This is a genomic window from Streptomyces sp. NPDC053542 (assembly GCF_044544685.1).
In the GTDB taxonomy this organism is placed as follows: Bacteria; Actinomycetota; Actinomycetes; order Streptomycetales; family Streptomycetaceae; genus Streptomyces.
Window position 1 is genome coordinate 128,050 of the sequence record NZ_JBITXL010000003.1, and the last position, 16,728, is coordinate 144,777.

Annotated in this window: 10 protein-coding genes; 4 read left to right on the top strand and 6 right to left on the bottom strand. The window is 72.1% G+C overall.

The annotated features are described in order from the left end of the window. Nucleotides 1-304: 304 nt before the first annotated feature. The 3 genes from ACIGXO_RS08525 to ACIGXO_RS08535 all read right to left on the bottom strand — a co-directional run bounded on the left by ACIGXO_RS08525 (nt 305) and on the right by ACIGXO_RS08535 (nt 3,859). Nucleotides 305-643, bottom strand: coding sequence for a P-II family nitrogen regulator (locus ACIGXO_RS08525; RefSeq protein ID WP_030623625.1), 339 nt, complete (start codon nt 641-643; stop codon nt 305-307). Continuing rightward, nucleotides 640-2,079 carry an ammonium transporter gene (locus ACIGXO_RS08530; protein WP_399782276.1) on the bottom strand — a complete coding sequence of 480 codons (1,440 nt, stop codon included), beginning with the start codon at nt 2,077-2,079 and terminating at the stop codon, nt 640-642. Before ACIGXO_RS08530 ends, ACIGXO_RS08525 begins: the two co-directional genes overlap by 4 nt. A 292-nt stretch (nt 2,080-2,371) precedes the next feature. Continuing rightward, entirely contained in the window at nt 2,372-3,859 is a 1,488-nt protein-coding gene (locus ACIGXO_RS08535; protein WP_399783791.1) for a hypothetical protein, read from the bottom strand. A 443-nt stretch (nt 3,860-4,302) separates the two neighbouring features. Between ACIGXO_RS08535 and ACIGXO_RS08540 the strand changes: the two genes are divergently transcribed. Then, nucleotides 4,303-4,980 (top strand): bifunctional DNA primase/polymerase, encoded by a 678-nt coding sequence (locus tag ACIGXO_RS08540; RefSeq protein ID WP_399782278.1) that lies wholly within the window; start codon nt 4,303-4,305, stop codon nt 4,978-4,980. A 325-nt stretch (nt 4,981-5,305) separates the two neighbouring features. On the opposite strand, the gene ftsY is transcribed toward ACIGXO_RS08540, so the two are convergent. After that, nucleotides 5,306-6,535: a signal recognition particle-docking protein FtsY gene (gene ftsY / locus ACIGXO_RS08545; protein ID WP_399782281.1), complete on the bottom strand. Its 1,230-nt coding sequence runs from the start codon at nt 6,533-6,535 to the stop codon at nt 5,306-5,308. Between the two features lie 174 nt (nt 6,536-6,709). On the opposite strand from ftsY, the gene ACIGXO_RS08550 reads away from it, so the two are divergent. From ACIGXO_RS08550 to ACIGXO_RS08560, 3 genes are all read left to right on the top strand, one after another. Beyond that, nucleotides 6,710-7,933: an NAD(P)/FAD-dependent oxidoreductase gene (locus tag ACIGXO_RS08550; RefSeq protein WP_399782284.1), complete on the top strand. Its 1,224-nt coding sequence runs from the start codon at nt 6,710-6,712 to the stop codon at nt 7,931-7,933. Nucleotides 7,934-8,167: 234 nt separating this feature from the next. Further along, nucleotides 8,168-9,631, top strand: a complete 1,464-nt coding sequence (locus tag ACIGXO_RS08555) for a purine-cytosine permease family protein (protein ID WP_399782286.1) — start codon at nt 8,168-8,170, stop codon at nt 9,629-9,631. 94 nt (nt 9,632-9,725) lie between these two features. Next, entirely contained in the window at nt 9,726-10,709 is a 984-nt protein-coding gene (locus ACIGXO_RS08560; RefSeq protein WP_399782289.1) for an LLM class flavin-dependent oxidoreductase, read from the top strand. 310 nt (nt 10,710-11,019) lie between these two features. On the opposite strand, the gene ACIGXO_RS08565 is transcribed toward ACIGXO_RS08560, so the two are convergent. After that, complete coding sequence (locus ACIGXO_RS08565; RefSeq protein WP_399782292.1) at nt 11,020-12,438, bottom strand: sugar porter family MFS transporter; 1,419 nt, start codon at nt 12,436-12,438, stop codon at nt 11,020-11,022. A 297-nt stretch (nt 12,439-12,735) separates the two neighbouring features. After that, nucleotides 12,736-16,572, bottom strand: a complete 3,837-nt coding sequence (locus ACIGXO_RS08570; protein WP_399782295.1) for an AAA family ATPase — start codon at nt 16,570-16,572, stop codon at nt 12,736-12,738. Nucleotides 16,573-16,728: the final 156 nt, after the last annotated feature.

The window sequence follows — 16,728 nt, forward strand, 5'->3', positions numbered from 1 at the left end:
GGTGGCCGGTGCCGTGGGGTCGTGTGCCCCGGACCCACGCCTTCCCGAAACCGGGGCAACGGCCCCGGGCCCCGCAAAGATGTCCTCAAACGCCGGACGGGCTGGGAGTACCGCCTGGCGGGCTGGGAGGACCGCCCGGTGGGGCGGGCCCACCGGAGATCACCGGGGCCGGGCGCCCCGGCAGTACCGGAGCCCGGTCCGCCAGGGCGCCCCCAAGCCCCACACCCACTACCGAAACCGCACCCACGGCACCGAACGCACCGGCCGGGTGCGTCCGTACAACCGGCCGGTGCGCGCTTCGCGCTTACAGCGCGTCCGGGCCCCGTTCGCCCGTGCGGACGCGGACCGCCTCGTCGACCGGGACGCTCCAGACCTTGCCGTCGCCGATCTTGCCGGTGCGGGCGGCCTTGACGACGACCTCGAGCAGCTGTTCGGCATCGGCGTCCTCGACCAGGACCTCGATGCGGATCTTGGGGACCAGGTCCACCGTGTACTCCGCGCCGCGGTACACCTCCGTGTGGCCGCGCTGCCGGCCGTATCCGCTGGCCTCGGTGACGGTCAGGCCGTGCACGCCGAATGCCTGCAGGGCCTCCTTCACCTCGTCCAGCCGGTGCGGCTTGATTACTGCCGTGATGAGCTTCACGCGTCCACCTTCTTCGCCTTGCCCGGAGTCCCGCCCTGGGCCTGAGCCGATGATCCTGCCTGCGAGGCCGGAGCCGTGCTTCCCGCGGCTCCCGGAGCCGGAGTGTCACCGGAATCCGGGGCCGGCGCCGCCGTACGGGTCAGGGCCGTGCCGCCGCCGGTGCCGCCGTAGTCGTACGCCGTCTCCGCGTGGGCGGCCTGGTCCACGCCCGCCAGCTCCTCGTCCTCGCTGACCCGGAAGCCCATCACCAGGTCGACGACCTTGGCAAGGACGAAGCTGATCACGAGGGAGTAGAGGAGGACGCAGACCACGCCGACGGACTGCTTGCCGAGCTGGGCCAGGCCGCCGCCGTAGAAGAGGCCCTTGGCGTCGCTCTGCACGCCGCCGGTGGCGAAGAAACCGATGAGGAGGGAGCCGACGACACCGCCGACGAGGTGGACGCCGACGACGTCGAGGGAGTCGTCGTAGCCGAACTTGTACTTCAGGCCGACGGCCATCGCGCACAGGACACCGGCGATGACGCCGATCGCGATGGCGCCGAGGGGGCTGACCGCGCCGCAGGCCGGGGTGATCGCGACCAGACCGGCCACCGCGCCGGACGCGGCGCCGAGCGTGGTGAACGAGCCGTGCCGGATCTTCTCGTACGCGAGCCAGCCGAGCATCGCCGCACCCGTGGCGACCTGGGTGTTCAGGAAGGCGACCGCGCCCACGCCGTCGTCGTTGCCGAGCCAGGAGCCGGCGTTGAAGCCGAACCAGCCGAACCACAGCAGGCCGGCGCCGAGCATGACCAGCGGCAGGCTGTGCGGCCGCATCGGGTCCTTCTTGAAGCCGATCCGCTTGCCGACGACGAAGATGACGCCCAGCGCCGCGGCGCCGGCGTTGATGTGGACGGCCGTACCGCCCGCGAAGTCGATCACGCCGAGCTCGAAGAGCCAGCCGCCCGCGCCCCACACCCAGTGGGCGACCGGGAAGTACACGATCGTCACCCACAGGACGATGAAGAGGGCCCAGGCCGAGAACTTCACGCGGTCCGCGAGGGCGCCGCTGATCAGCGCGGGCGTGAGGATCGCGAACATCAGCTGGAAGGCCGCGAAGACGTAGACCGGGATGGTGTAGCCGTCCCAGAGCTCGGTGAGGCCGATGCCGCTGAGGCCGACGTAGTCACCGGTCCAGCCGATGACCGAGCCGTGGTCGGTGCCGAAGGCGAGGCTGAAGCCGTAGAGGACCCACAGGACGGTCACCAGGCCGAGGCTGATGAAGCTCATCATCAGCATGTTCAGGACGCTCTTCACGCGGACCATGCCGCCGTAGAAGAACGCGAGCGCGGGGGTCATCACCATCACCAGGGCGGTGGCGATCAACATGAATCCGGTGTTGGCCGGGCTCAGCTTTTCTGCCGAGAGGCTCACGGCGTTCGTCAGGATGCCTGGGGGCATCGGCGTCTCCTCGTCGTCGATGCGGCCCGTGCGGGTGTGGTGCGGATGGGCCGGCTTTCGCCACCAGGTTGGCGCCGCGCCGTTTCCGGCGAAGCGCCCCGGTGTTTCGCGGTAGTGACGAAGGCGACGTCGGTGTTACGCCCGGATGAACGCCTGTGGGGGCCACCGAAAGGCAGGACCGGCCGCGACCACTGCCCTCAGACCTGGCGATGGGGGAGCCGAGTCGGGCTGTACGGGGTGTGGTCGCGGCCGGAGTTTTCTGCGGTGCCGGCGGACGTTTCAGGGCCTGCCCTCAGACCGCCTCCGCGGCCGTCTCCGGCAGGTGGTGCTGCAGTTCCTCGGTCAGCTGGATCACCTCGGCGACCTCGGAGAAGTCCCGCGCCGCGGTGTCCACGGTCTTGCGCAGCCGGGTGTTGACCCGCTCCGAGCGCACCTGCTTGGCGAACGGTATGGCCTGGTGCGCGAAGTCCGCGCACTGCTCGGGCTCGCGCTGCAGCAGATGGACCGTGGCCATGCCGATGAGGTTGAGGGCGTACGAGCGCTGGTGCTCGGGGTCCTTGCCGAACAGCTCGACGGCGCGCTCCATGACCGGGTGCGCCAGCGAGGCGTACGTGGGGCTGCGTCCCGCTACGTAGGCGAGGTCGCGGTACGAGTGGGCGTTCTCGGCGTTCAGCTCGGCCTCGGAGAAGAAGCGGATCCAGTCCGGGTCGAGCCGCGCGCCGGGCTCCACGTCGGCGAAGGTGTCCTCCGCCATCCGGACGGCCCGCTTGACCTTGCTGGGCTGGCCCATCCCGGCGTACGCGCGGGCCTCCATCGCATACAGCATGGCCTGCGTGCGCGGCGTGGCCATTTCGCGGCTGCCGTACTGGGCCAGATGGATCAGCTCCAGGGCGTCGTCGGGACGCCCCAGGTGGATCATCTGGCGGCTCATGCTGGAGAGGATGTACGAGCCGAGCGGCTTGTCGCCCGCCTCCTTGGACGCGTGCAGCGCGAGGACGAAGTACTTCTGTGCCGTGGGCTGCAGACCGATGTCGTAACTCATCCAGCCCGCCAGCTCGGCGAGCTCGGCGGCGACCTTGAAGAGCCGCTTGGAGACCGCTTCGGGGTGCGACTCCTGGAGCAGGTCCGTGACTTCGTGGAGCTGCCCGACGACGGCCTTGCGGCGCAGTCCGCCGCCGCACTGGGCGTCCCACTGCCGGAACATCATCGTCGTGGACTCCAGCAGCTCCAGCTCGGGCTGCGAGAGCCGGCCGCCGCGGCGGCGCCCGGTCTCGGGCCCGGCCTCGTCGGCGGCCCCGGCGGGCGTGGGCACCAGCCAGCGCTGCATCGGCTCGATGAGGGCGGGCCCGGCGGACAGCGCCAGCGAGGTCCCGAGGAAGCCGCGCCGCGCCAGCATGAGGTCGCTGCGCGAGAACTCGCTGATGAGGGAGACCGTCTGGGGCCCGGCCCAGGGGAGGTCCACGCCGGAGACCGACGGGGACTGGTGTGCCGTGCGCAGGCCGAGGTCCTCGACGGACACCACGCAGCCGAAGCGCTCGGAGAACAGCTCGGACAGGATGCGCGGGATCGGCTCCCGGGGCTGCTCACCGTCCAGCCAGCGACGGACCCGTGAGGTGTCGGTACTGATGTGGTGTGCGCCAAGCTGCCGGGCGCGGCGGTTGACCTGGCGGGCGAGCTCGCCCTTGGACCAGCCGCTGCGCACGAACCACGAACCCAACTGCTCGTTCGGGCGCTTGTCAGCGCACGTGCCGCCGTTGCCGCCCAACTCGAACGCCCCCATCCGGATCTGTCGTCCTGTCACGAACCTCCGACAGGATGCCGCTCTTTCGCGACGCCTGTCCTGGAGTGACCCCAGCCGACCACGGATTCCGGCCGCCGGAAAGCCGCCAAGCGGTCACTCTGCTTGCCATCGGCATACCCATGTGGCGGATACCCCTCCCGGTTCGTGCACCGAAAGTAATCCTACGATCACGCCTCCCGCGAGGCCGATCCGGGAAACGCCACCATTCGCCACCCCTTCGAATGAACTCCTCCGCGGCTCAGCGCGATTGACTTGACACAGGTCGAGAAGGGTTGGGCGGAGAGGAGCACTCAAGGGCGCGCGTGTCACGCCGCACAACCCACAGCGCTCCGTCACCCCGTCGACGACCACGACTGGCGACGGAGCGTCACGGCAACACTCCGGCACGTAACCACAGACCGGCAGGACCCGTTGGAGGGGGCATGGGCTTCACGATCGGCGGCATCCGGGAGTTTCGCGACATTCGCCACGGCGCCAGGCGGCGGGTCCGCTCCGCCGAGACCACGGCGGTGGCGGAGTACACCGGGCTGTGGGGATGGGACGTCGTGCCCGGCGCCCGCGCGGCGCGGGGCAGCGACGGCCGGGCCGTCTGCTCGTGCGGAGCCGCGCGCTGCGCCAGCCCCGGCGCCCACCCACTGCCCTTCGCCGACGTGCTGCCCGCCGGCGCGACACTGGAGAAGGTGGCGGCAGCCTGGGCCGAGACGCCGGGCGCCTCGGTACTGCTGCCGGTCGGCCGCAGCTTCGACATCCTGGACGTACCGGCCGCCGCGGGGCGCACGGCCCTGGTGCGCCTCGAGCGGATGGGGCTTCCCCTGGGGCCGGTGGCCGTCACCCCGACCGGACGGGCGCTGTTCTTCGTCGCGCCGGGTGCCGCCGCCGGGATGCCGACGCTGCTGTACCGCATGGGCTGGGACGACGCCTCGCTGGACCTGCGGCCGCTGGGGCCCGGCGACCACATCGTCGCGCCGCCCTGCGACCTGGCGGGGCTGGGACCGATGCGCTGGCTGCGGCCGCCGACGCTGGACGGCGTGAGCCACCCTCCGGAGGCGAAGCTGCTGCTGGGCACACTCGCCTACGTCTGCCACAGGCTCTGCGCGTGACGTTGCGCCTGAACCGGCGCCGCTCTCGCGGACCTGGTGGGGCGCCGTAGGGGTTGCTCAATTGATGGTTGCGGTTCGGGTGGGGGAAATAAGGCGAACCGTACCGGCCCTCATCCGCTCGCCGTTCCGATCCAGCCGTTCGCCATCCCCGCCCGCCCGTACACCCGCCCGAAAACCGCCGCCCCGCGTCCGGGTGGTGGGCGCGTCATCCCCGTGCCGTACCGCCGGGCGCAAGCACCGAGCCCCGTCGCACTTCGTGTGCGGCGGGGCTCGGTGTCTCCGTATCGGTGCCGGGGCACGGGCCGCTAACCCGTCCACGCTCCGGTCAGTCGCCGATCAGCGCGTCGACGAACGCCTCGGGCTCGAACGGCGCGAGGTCGTCCGCGCCCTCGCCCAGGCCCACCAGCTTCACCGGCACACCCAGCTCGCGCTGGACCGCGACGATGATGCCGCCCTTGGCCGTGCCGTCCAGCTTGGTCAGCACGACACCGGTGATGTCCACGACCTCGGCGAAGACCCGGGCCTGGACCAGGCCGTTCTGGCCGGTGGTGGCGTCCAGGACGAGCAGTACCTCGCCCACCGGGCCGTGCTTCTCCACGACCCGCTTGACCTTGCCCAGCTCGTCCATCAGGCCGGTCTTGGTGTGCAGCCGGCCGGCGGTGTCGATCAGTACGACGTCCGCGCCCTCGGAGATACCTTCCTTCACCGAGTCGAAGGCGACCGAGGCGGGGTCGCCCTCCTCGGGGCCGCGCACGGTGCGGGCGCCGACCCGGTCGCCCCAGGTCTGCAGCTGGTCGACGGCGGCGGCGCGGAAGGTGTCGGCCGCGCCCAGCACGACGGACTTGCCGTCGGCGACCAGGACGCGGGCGAGCTTGCCGGTCGTGGTGGTCTTGCCGGTGCCGTTGACGCCGACGACCATGACGACGCCGGGGATCTCCTCGCCGTTCGGGCCCAGGCCGTTCGCCGTGTTCACGGAGCGGTCGGCCTCGGTGCCGATGAGGTGGAGCAGCTCCTCGCGGAGCAGGGCGCGCAGCTCGTCGGGGGTGCGGGTGCCGAGCACCTTCACGCGCTCGCGCAGCCGCTCGACCAGCTCCTGAGTGGGCTGCACACCGACGTCCGCGGTGAGCAGCGTGTCCTCGATCTCCTCCCAGGTGTCCTCGTCGAGGTGCTCGCGGGAGAGCAGCGTGAGCAGGCCCTTGCCCAGGGAGTTCTGCGAGCGGGAGAGCCGGGCGCGCAGCCGGACGAGCCGGCCGGCGGTCGGCTCCGGCACCTCGACCGGGGGCGCGGCGGGCGCCTCCGGCTCGGCGACCGGCGCTTCCTCGACGAGCGTGGCGCCGGAGTCCGGCAGGCCCACTTCTTCGATGGTGCGACGTTCCTCGTCGCGGGGGGTCTCGGCGTCCTCACCGACCTGCGGTTCCGCAGGGGGCGCGGTGACGGACGGGGTGGTCGGCGGGGGCGGCGGCAGCTTCTTCTTCTTGCGGCTGCTGACGACGAGCCCGCTGATCGCGCCGAGCGCGACCACAGCGATGACTACAGCAAGGATGACGATTTCCATAACTCCCTCAGTATCGGGCACGCACCGCCCGCGGTGCCGCACGCCACAGATTCCGGACGTACACCGTCCGGAAGCGAATTCGGATGCGCACTGTCCAGGATTGAATCTGGATGTGTACTATCCGGATTCAATCCCCGCGGAACCGAGCCGCGGGGCACTGGAAGGAGAATCCGGATGCCGGACATCCTGATTGTGGGCGGGGGCTTCGCCGGGATGTGGGCCGCCGCGGGCGCTGCCCGCCTGCTGCGCGCCCACGACGCCTCCCCCACGGTCGCGCTGCTCACCCCGGACCCCGATCTCACGATCCGCCCCCGGCTGTACGAGGCGGACCCGGCCGCGTACCGGGTCCCGCTCGACCGGGTGCTGGGCCCCATCGGCGTACCGCGCATCGCCGCGACCGCCACCGGTATCGACACCGCCCGCCGGGTGGTCACCGCCGACGGCCCCGGGGGACCCGCCGAGTTCCCGTACCGGCGGCTGGTGCTGGCCACCGGCAGCGCGCTGGTCCGCCCGCGCTTCCCCGGCGCCGGGCTGCTGCACGACATCGACACGATGGACGCGGCCGTGGCCCTGGAGAAGCACCTTCAGGCGCTGCCGGACGCGCCCGCGGGCCCCGGCCGGTTCACGGTGGTGGTGGCCGGCGCCGGGTTCACGGGCGTGGAGGCCGCGGCCGAGCTGGCGGGCCGGGTGCGGGCGGTCGCCGCGTCGCACGGGATGGCGGACGAGGTCCAGGTCGTTCTGGTGGAGCGGGACACGGTCGTCGGGCGCGGGCTCGGCGAGGCGGCCCGGCCGGTGATCGAGCGGGCGCTGGACGAGCTGGGCGTGGTGCGCCGGCTCGGCGTCACGATCGAGCGCGTCGACGAGCGGGCCGTCCACCTCTCCGACGGCAGCGTGATCCCGTCCCGTACGACTGTGTGGACGGCGGGGGTGCGGGCCAGCGGTCTCACCGCGCGGCTCCCCGCCGAGCGCGACGGGCTGGGGCGGCTGGCGGTGGACGGCTGGCTGCGGGTGCGCGGGCTGCCGGAGGTGTACGCGGCCGGGGACACCGCGGCCGCGCCCGCCGAGGACGGCCACACGGTGACGCAGTCCTGCCAGCACGCGACGCCGCAGGGGAAATTCGCGGGACACAACGCCGCGGCCGATCTCCTGGGGCTGGACCGGGCCGCGTTCACCACCGACCCGTACACGACCTGTCTCGACCTCGGCGGCGCGGGCGCGGTGCTGACCAGCGGCTGGGACCGGGCGCTGCGCGAGGTACCCGTGGCGTACGCGAAGGCGCGCAAACGCGCCATCAATGAGAGCTGGATCTATCCGCCGCTGGACGACGCCGAGGAGATCCTCCGCCGGGCCGACTACCGGGTCGGCCAGCGCGGGCCGGTGCCGGAGCCCACCGGCTGACCAGGGCCTCCACCCCGGCGCTGGACCCTCCGACGAGAAGTGTGACGCGAGTGACTCGTCGGAGAGTCCAACGACCCTTACAGGAGGAAGTTGGTGCAAAGTACGATGGGAATGGCCGCGCAACGCGCGTAGAGTCCTCGACGGCCACCGCGCCCCGCAGCCAGGCATCACCGCCGCTGCCGACTGCCCCCTGTGGGGGTGCCCTTGCCCCAGCGCACGAGAGACACCTGCACCATGGACACCACGGCCTCCCCCGAGACCCAAGGAACCGTAGAGACCCGCGGAATCGAGCCCGTTCCCGACAGCGAACGTCACGGGCGGGTCCGCGAACTCTTCTCGACCTACGTCGCCGCCAACATCAGCGTGCTGCTGCTGACCATGGGCGCCGCCCTCGTGGTCTTCAACCGCCTCAACTTCTGGCAGGTACTGGTCGTCGCGGTGATCGCCGCGGCGGTCTCCTTCGGCCTCACCGGCCTGCTGTCGGTCTCCGGCAAGTGGGGCGGCGCGCCCGGCCTGATGCTCTCGCGCGCCACCTTCGGCGTCCGCGGCAACTACTTCCCCGGCATGATCCTGTGGGTCGCCCGCTTCGGCTGGGAGACGATCAACGCCGTGACCGGCGCGTTCGCGCTGCTCACGATCCTCAAGCTGCTCTTCGGCATCGAGGCCAACAACGTCCTCACCGTCCTCACGCTGCTCGTCTTCGTCGCGGTCACGTTCCTGGTGAGCGGCATGGGCCGCAAGGTGCTCAACATCTGCAACAAGTGGTCGACGTACCTCTTCGGCATCTTCAGCGTGCTGGTGCTCGTCTACCTGATCGCGAAGATGGACTGGCACGAGGTCTTCGCGCAGAAGGCCGGCTCGACGGCGATGATGATCGCGGGCGTCGGCACCATCGCGGCCGGCGGCCTCAGCTGGGTCCCCTCGGGCCCGGACTTCACCCGCTACCTCCCCGGCTCGGCCTCCGGCAAGAAGATCGTCGGCGCCACCGTCTCCGGCGCGGGCCTGGTCATGGTGCCGATGGTCCTCATGGGCGCGGTGATGACCTCCAAGACCCCGGACCTGGCCAAGGCCAGCGACCCGGTCGCGTTCCTCGGCGACATCCTGCCGACCTGGCTGGCCGTCCCGTACCTGCTCACCGCCGTGGTCGGCATGCTGCTGATCAACAGCCTGTCGATGTACTCGGCCGGCTTCACCGCGCAGACCATGGGCGTCAAGCTGCCCCGGCCGCTCGCGGTCAGCATCAACGCGGTCATCAGCCTGGTCGGCGGCGGCTTCATGATGCTGGTCGCGACCAGCTTCATCAGCCAGTTCATCGCCTTCCTCACGCTGCTCGGCGTCTCCTTCTCGGCCTGGATCGGCGTGTACGCGATCGACATGGTGCGCCGCGCCAAGCGCACGGTGCGGTACGACGCCGAGGCGCTGATGGACACCTCGCGCGCCAGCCGGTACTGGTACAAGGCGGGCTTCTGCTGGCAGGCGATGGCCGCGTGGACGGTCGCGCTGGGGCTCGGCCTGTGCCTGACCAAGGTCGACTGGTTCACCGGCCCGCTGGCCGGCACCTGGCTCGGCACGCACGGCCTGGGCTGGGCCGTCACGATCGCCGTCGCGGCCGTCGTCTTCGCGGTGCTGCCCGCGCCGCGGGAGAACGCCCCCGCGGAGAGCGACGCCGAGCCGGAGCCGATACCGGCCGGGCGGTAGCCGCCCGGACGCCCGCCGCGTCCGCCCCCTCCACATCTGACACAGCATCAGCTAACGTCCCCTTCGCCACCTCAGCGGCGAAGGGGACGTTGTCATGCCCGTCACTGTCCTGCGCTTCAACCTGGTCGACCCGGCCCCCACCCCGGAGGGCCTCGCGGCGCGCTACCAGGCGGCCGTCGCGATGGCCAAGTACGCCGATGACCTGGGCATCACAACGGTGCAGACCGAGGAGCACCACGCCACCGACAACGGCTGGATGCCCTCGCCGCTGACCTTCGCCGGCGCCGTGCTCGGCGCCACCCGGCGGGTCGCCGTCACGGTCTCCGCGCTGATCACCCCGCTGCACGACCCGCTGCGGCTGGCCGAGGACCTGGCCGTACTGGACCTCCTGGGCGGCGGCCGGCTGGTGACCGTCGCGGGCCTGGGCTACCGGCCCGAGGAGTACGCGGCGCACGGCGCGGACTGGAAGCGGCGCGGCGCGCTCCAGGACGAGGTACTGGAGACGCTGCTGCGCGCCTGGACGGGCGAGCCGTTCACGTACCGGGGGCGCACGGTACGCGTCACACCCCGCCCGGCCACCAAGCCGCACCCCCTCCTTCTGGTGGGCGGCGGCTCGCGCCCGGCGGCACGGCGCGCGGCCCGGCTCGGGCTGCCGTTCTTCCCCAGCGCGCACCTGCCGGAGCTCACCGCGTACTACCACCGGCAGTGCGCCGGGCACGGCCACGAGGGCTGGGTGATGGAGCCGCCGGCCAGTACGGCGCTGCTGCACGTCGCGGAGGACCCGGACCGGGCCTGGGCGCGCTACGGGAAGCACTTCCTGTACGAGGCGCGGACGTACGCCGGCTGGCAGGGCGCCGGCATCCGCTCGGCCGTGCGGTCGGCGGCCACGGACGTGGCGGCGCTGCGCCGGGAGGGCGTGTACCGGGTGCTGACGCCGGAGGAGTGTGTGGCGTACGCGGGCAAGGCGGAGGCGTCGGACTCGCTGATCCTGCATCCGCTGTGCGGCGGGATGCCCGTCGACGAGGGCTGGCGGTCGCTGCACCTCTTCGCGGAGCGGGTACTGCCGGAGCTGGGCTAGCGGGTACTGCCCGAGCCGGGCCAGCGGGTACTGCCGGAGCTGGGCTGAGGACGCGCATCGGGCCCGGCCGCGTTGTCAGTGGCCCCCAGTACTGTGCTGAGCAGGGGGCCCGAATTCCCCCATGGGGGAAGGGTGGGGTGAAACGGTACGTCTACGGCGGAAGGGCGGGGTGAAGCGGTACGCCCGGCCGTGGGCATGCGGCTGCCCCGGCGCCGGGCATGCGGCTGCCCCGGCGCCGGGCATGCGGCTGCCCCGGCTCCATCGGGGAGCCGGGGCAGATCCGTGGTGAGGAGAAGAGCTGGCGGGGGGGTTAGCCCATCTCCTCCAACGCCTTGCCCTTCGTCTCCTTGACGTACTTGAGCACGAAGGGGATCGAGAGCAGGGCGAAGATCATGTAGATCACGTACGTACCGGAGAGGTTCCACTCCGACAGGCTCGGGAAGGTCGCCGTGATCGCCCAGTTGGCGATCCACTGGGCCGAGGCGGCGACGCCCAGGGCCGCGGCACGGATCTTGTTCGGGAACATCTCGCCGAGGAAGACCCAGACCACCACGCCCCAGGACAGGGCGAAGAAGAGCACGAAGAAGTGGGCCGCGATCAGGGCCACGGTGCCTTCGGTGGCCGGCAGCGCGCCGGACGCGGTCTTCGCGGAGAAGGCCCATGCCTCCAGCGCGAGGGCGATGGCCATACCCGCCGAGCCGATCAGCGCCAGCGGACGGCGCCCGATCCGGTCGACGAAGAGCATCGCGATCACGGTGCCCAGGATGTTGATGATCGAGGTGGTGAAGCTGTAGAAGAACGAGCTGCTCGGGTCGATGCCGACGGACTGCCACAGCGTCGAGGAGTAGTAGAACGCGACGTTGATGCCGACCAGCTGCTGGAAGACCGAGAGGCCGATGCCGACCCAGACGATCGGCAGGAAGCCGGCCTTGCCGCCGAGCAGGTCCTTGAACGTCGACTTGTGCTCGCTGCGCATCGCCAGCTCGATCTCCTCGACGCGCACGTCCAGGTCCACCGCCCGGCCCTCGACCTCGGAGAGCACCTCCTTGGCCTTGTCGTGCCGGCCGACGCTGATCAGGAAGCGGGGCGACTCGGGGATCGCGAAGGAGAGCAGGCCGTAGAGCACGGCCGGGACGATCATGACGCCGAGCATCCACTGCCAGGCTTCCAGGCCGGCGATCTCGCCGCGCTGGTTGCCGTCGGCGAGGTTCAGGATGCCCCAGTTGACCAGCTGGGAGACGGCGATACCGATGACGATCGCGGCCTGCTGGAAGGAGCCGAGCCGGCCGCGGTAAGCGGGCGGCGCGACCTCGGCGATGTAGGCGGGGCCGATGACCGAGGCCATGCCGATGCCGAAGCCGCCGATGACCCGCCAGAGGGCGAGGTCCCAGACGGCGAACGGCAGGGCGGAGCCGACGGCGCTGACCGTGAAGAGCAGGGCGGCGATCTGCATGACGCGGATGCGGCCGATGCGGTCCGCGATCCGGCCCGCGGTGGCGGCGCCGACGGCGCAGCCGATCAGGGCGATCGCGATGACCTGGGCGAGCCCGGCGGAGCCGACGTGGTAACGGTCCCGGATGGCCTCGACGGCACCGTTGATCACGGAGCTGTCGTAACCGAACAGGAAGCCGCCCATCGCGGCAGCCGCGGTGATGAAGATGACATGGCCGAGGTGGTCGGGCTTGGCCTTGCGGCCTTCCGCCATCGTCGGCTGCGCGGTGCTGGTCAACGTGTACTCCAGTGGCCCGGCTGCGCTGCCGGGCGTCGGGGGCTGGCCCTCCAGTGGCGGCTGTGCATACGGCCCGCACCACTTGAAGGTAAAAGCAACGTTGCAGAGACTATGCCTTCAAGTTTCTAAGTCAATAGGGGCCACAGAATTCGTCGACCCCGTCACTGTCGGCAAGCAGCTTCATGTTGAGTTCATGTTGTGAACACTGTCGCGAACGCTGCAGGTCGGCGGCCCAGATCCGTGTTCCCCCCGGTGTTCCCACCCATGCACAGCGCCTCAGTACAGTCGCTGGCTGCCTCAGTGCAGTCGCTGGCTGATGACCTTCGATACGCCGTCGCCCTGCATGGAGACGCCGTAGAGCGCGTCCGCGACCTCCATCGTCCGCTTCTGGTGCGTGATCACGATCAGCTGGGAGCTCTCCTGCAGCTCCACCATGATCCGGATCAGCCGCTGCAGATTGGTGTCGTCCAGCGCCGCCTCGACCTCGTCCATCACGTAGAACGGGCTCGGCCGCGCCTTGAAGATCGACACCAGCAGCGCCACCGCGGTCAGCGACCGCTCGCCGCCCGAGAGCAGCGAGAGCCGCTTGACCTTCTTGCCCGGCGGCCGGGCCTCCACGTCCACGCCGGTGGTCAGCATGTTGTCCGGGTCGGTCAGCACGAGCCGGCCCTCGCCGCCCGGGAACAGCCGCGCGAAGACCCCTTCGAACTCGCGGGCGGTGTCCCAGTACGCCTCCGTGAACACCTGCTCGACGCGCTCGTCGACCTCCTTGACGACCTGCAGCAGATCGGCACGGGTCTTCTTCAGGTCCTCCAGCTGCTCGCTGAGGAACTTGTGCCGCTCCTCCAGCGCCGCGAACTCCTCCAGGGCCAGCGGATTCACCTTGCCGAGCTGCTGGTACGCGCGCTCGGCGGCCTTCAGCCGCTTCTCCTGCTCGGCCCGCACGAACGGCACCGGCTGGTTCCGCGGATGCTCCGGGTCCTCCGGCAGCTCCTCGCCCTCGGCGGCCGGTGACGGCGGTACGAGCTGGTCGGGGCCGTACTCGGCGATCAGCCCGGCCGGCTCGACGCCCAGCTCCTCCAGCGCCTTGGTCTCCAGCTGCTCGATCTTCATGCGCTTCTCGGCGCCCAGCACCTCGCCCCGGTGCACCGAGTCGGTCAGCTTGTCCAGCGCGTCCTTCAGCTCACGGCCCTGATTGCGCTCGGCGACCAGCGCCTGCTCCCGCTCGGCCTTCGCCCGCTCGGCCGCGGCCCGCTCCTCCTCGGCGCGCACGAGCGAGACCTCGACATGCGCGAGCAGCTGCCGCGCGCCGTCGGCGACCGCCGAGGCGACCCGCGCCTCGTGGCGCAGCCGGGCGCGCCGCTGCTCGGCCCGCGCCCGCGCCTCGCGTTCGGCGCGCGCCGCCCGGTCCAGCCCGTCCGCCCGTCCCGCGAGCCCCTTCACGCGCTCCTCGTGCGTACGGACCTGGAGGCGCGCCTCCATCTCGGTCTGCCGGGCGTTGGCCCCGTCGGCGGCGAGCCGGTCCCGTACGGAAGTGTCCGGCTCCTCCTCCCCCGGGTCCTCCTCGGCCACGGCCAATCGTTCCGCCAGCTCCTCGGCCTCCTCGGTGGCCCGGGCCAGCGCCTCCTCGGCCTTGGCGACCGCGGCCGCCGACCGCTCGGCCTCGCCCGCGGCGCCCCTGGCCTGCCCGCCGAGCCGCCCCAGCGCCTGCGCGACCTGCGACTTCTCCCGGTCGGCCAGCCGCCGCCGCTCCGCCAGCTCCTCGACCAGCGCGGCCCGTTCGGCCCGCCGCTCGGTGGCCAGCCGCTGCTCCTCCGCCAGCTCCTCGCAGCGCGCGGCCAGCTCCGCGAGCTCCGCCGCCGCCTCGTCTACGGACGCCTGCACCTCCAGCAGGCTCGGCGCGCCGGCCGACCCGCCCTGCGCGAAGTGCGCCCCGAGCAGGTCGCCTTCGGCGGTCACGGCGGTCACGCCGGGCCGCGCGGCGACCAGGTCCTCGGCGTCCTCCAGCGTGCTCACCACGACGACGTCGCGCAGCAGCCGCCGCACGGCGGGCATCAACTCGGCGGGCCCATCGACCAGTTCGGCGGCTGCGGGCGGCCCGTCGGGGGTACGCGCGGCGGGTACGGAGGCCACGGGGGCGCCGTCGTGGGGGACTTCGGACGCGGCGGTACCGGCGTCCGGCCCGGTGCGCGCACCGGGAATCGCGGGGTTCTCGGCATCGGTGGGCGTGTGGTCGTACAGGGTGCCCTCGGGCGCTCCGGTGGACCGCTCGCCGTCCGACGCCCCGTCAGCTGCACCCGGTACGGCTGCCCCTGTCGCCCCGTCATGCAGAGACCCGTCATGCAGAGACGTATCGCCCGGCGTTCCCACCAGGGACCGCTCCTCCTCCGCCGCCCCGGTGAGCGGGCGGTCCGCCGCCGTCGCCGGGAGGAGGACCGCGCGTCCCGCGTCCTGCTTGCGCAGCAGCCGGATGGCCTCCGCCGCGGTCGCCGGGTCCGCGACGGCGATGGCGTCGGCGGCCGCGCCGAGCGCCGCCGCGACCGGGATCTCGTACCCCGGCGCTACGGTCAGCAGCTCGGCGGCCGGGCCGAGCAGCCCGCCCAGCCGGTCGGCGGCGGCCAGCAGCGCGCCCGTACCGTCCTTGCGGCGCAGCCCCAGCGCCAGCGCGTCGTGCCGCGCCGCGGTCGCGGCGCGCTTGCGCTCCACCGTGGTCAGCGCCTCGCGGGCCGCCGTCAGCGCGCGCTCCGCCTCGGCCAGCTCCTCCTTGGCCCGCTCGTGCTGCCCGGCCAGTTCCTCGTCGCCCGCGTCCAGCCCGTCGACCTCGGCCTTGAGCTGCTCGTACTCCTGCTGGGCCGCCTCCGCGCGGGCCTGCGCCGCGTCCCGCGACTCGGTCAGCCGGTCGATCTCCGCCTGGGCCGACGCGGCCCGGCCGCGGGCCGCGGTGGCCTGGCCGTGCAGCCGGGCCAGCCCCTCGCGCCGGTCGGCGATGGCCCGCGCGGCGTCCCGCAGCCGGCGCTCCTCGTCCTGCAGCTGCCGCTCCAGCCCCGCGCGGTGCTCGACCATGTCGTCCAGCGCCCGGGTCGCCGCCTCCAGCGCGGCTTCCAGCTCCGCCTCCTGCTCCCGGATGCGGGCCGCCTCGCGCTCCATCTCCTCCGGGTCGCGGCCGCGGCGCTCCTCGGGGGGCGCGGTCTGCGCGCTCTTCACCCGCGCGTCGGCCAGCGAGATCGTGCCGCGTACCCGCTCCGCGAGCTGCGACAGCTCGTACCAGGTCTGCTGGGCGCGCTGCAGCCGCGGCGTCAGCGTCCGTACCTCTTCCTCCAGGGCCGCCTCGCGCCGCAGCGCCTCCTTCAGCTCGGCCTCGGTGGCCTCCCGGCGCTGCTTCAGCGCGGCCTCGTCGGCGATCTCCGTACGGAGCGCCTCGCGCAGCGTGACCAGGTCGTCGGCGAGCAGCCGCAGCCGGGCGTCGCGCAGGTCGGCCTGGATGACGGCGGCGCGGCGGGCGACGGCGGCCTGCCGCCCGAGCGGCTTCAGCTGCCGCCGCAGCTCGTCCGTCAGGTCCTGGACGCGCGCGAGGTTCGCCTGCATCGCGTCCAGCTTCCGCAGCGCCTTCTCCTTGCGCTTGCGGTGCTTCAGGACGCCCGCCGCCTCCTCGATGAAGGCGCGGCGGCCCATCGGGTCGGCGTGCAGTACGCCGTCGAGCTGGCCCTGCCCGACGATGACGTGCATCTCGCGGCCGATGCCGGAGTCCGACAGCAGCTCCTGGATGTCCAGCAGCCGGCAGGTGTCACCGTTGAGCTGGTACTCGCTGCCGCCGTTGCGGAACATGATCCGCGTGATCGTGACCTCGGCGTACTCGATGGGCAGCGCGCCGTCGGAGTTGTCGATCGTGAGGGAGACCTCGGCGCGGCCCAGGGGCGGGCGGCCCGTGGTCCCGGCGAAGATGACGTCCTCCATCTTGCCGCCGCGCAGCGACTTCGCGCCCTGCTCGCCCATGACCCAGGAGAGCGCGTCCACCACGTTCGACTTGCCGGACCCGTTGGGGCCCACGACGCAGGTGATGCCGGGCTCGAAGCGCAGCGTGGTGGCGGAAGCGAAGGACTTGAATCCTCGCAGGGTCAGGCTCTTGAGGTGCACGCCGTTGGACTCTACCTTTCGCGCGCCCGGGACCGTGGTCGTCCCGACCTGCCCTGGCGCGCCGCGGCGATCGCGCTCGTACGAGCGGTCCGCGGCCGGCGCATCGTCCCGTGCCCGGACCTTTTCGGTTTCGCCACGGAACGTGCAGGGCACATC

Bases quoted from the DNA above. Each gene is read 5' to 3' on its own strand.
- ACIGXO_RS08530 (WP_399782276.1), bottom strand. From the start codon at position 2,079: ATGCCCCCAGGCATCCTGACGAACGCCGTGAGCCTCTCGGCAGAAAAG.
- ACIGXO_RS08535 (WP_399783791.1), bottom strand. From the start codon at position 3,859: ATGGGGGCGTTCGAGTTGGGCGGCAACGGCGGCACGTGCGCTGACAAG.
- ACIGXO_RS08540 (WP_399782278.1), top strand. From the start codon at position 4,303: ATGGGCTTCACGATCGGCGGCATCCGGGAGTTTCGCGACATTCGCCAC.
- ftsY (WP_399782281.1), bottom strand. From the start codon at position 6,535: ATGGAAATCGTCATCCTTGCTGTAGTCATCGCTGTGGTCGCGCTCGGC.
- ACIGXO_RS08550 (WP_399782284.1), top strand. From the start codon at position 6,710: ATGCCGGACATCCTGATTGTGGGCGGGGGCTTCGCCGGGATGTGGGCC.
- ACIGXO_RS08555 (WP_399782286.1), top strand. From the start codon at position 8,168: ATGGACACCACGGCCTCCCCCGAGACCCAAGGAACCGTAGAGACCCGC.
- ACIGXO_RS08560 (WP_399782289.1), top strand. From the start codon at position 9,726: ATGCCCGTCACTGTCCTGCGCTTCAACCTGGTCGACCCGGCCCCCACC.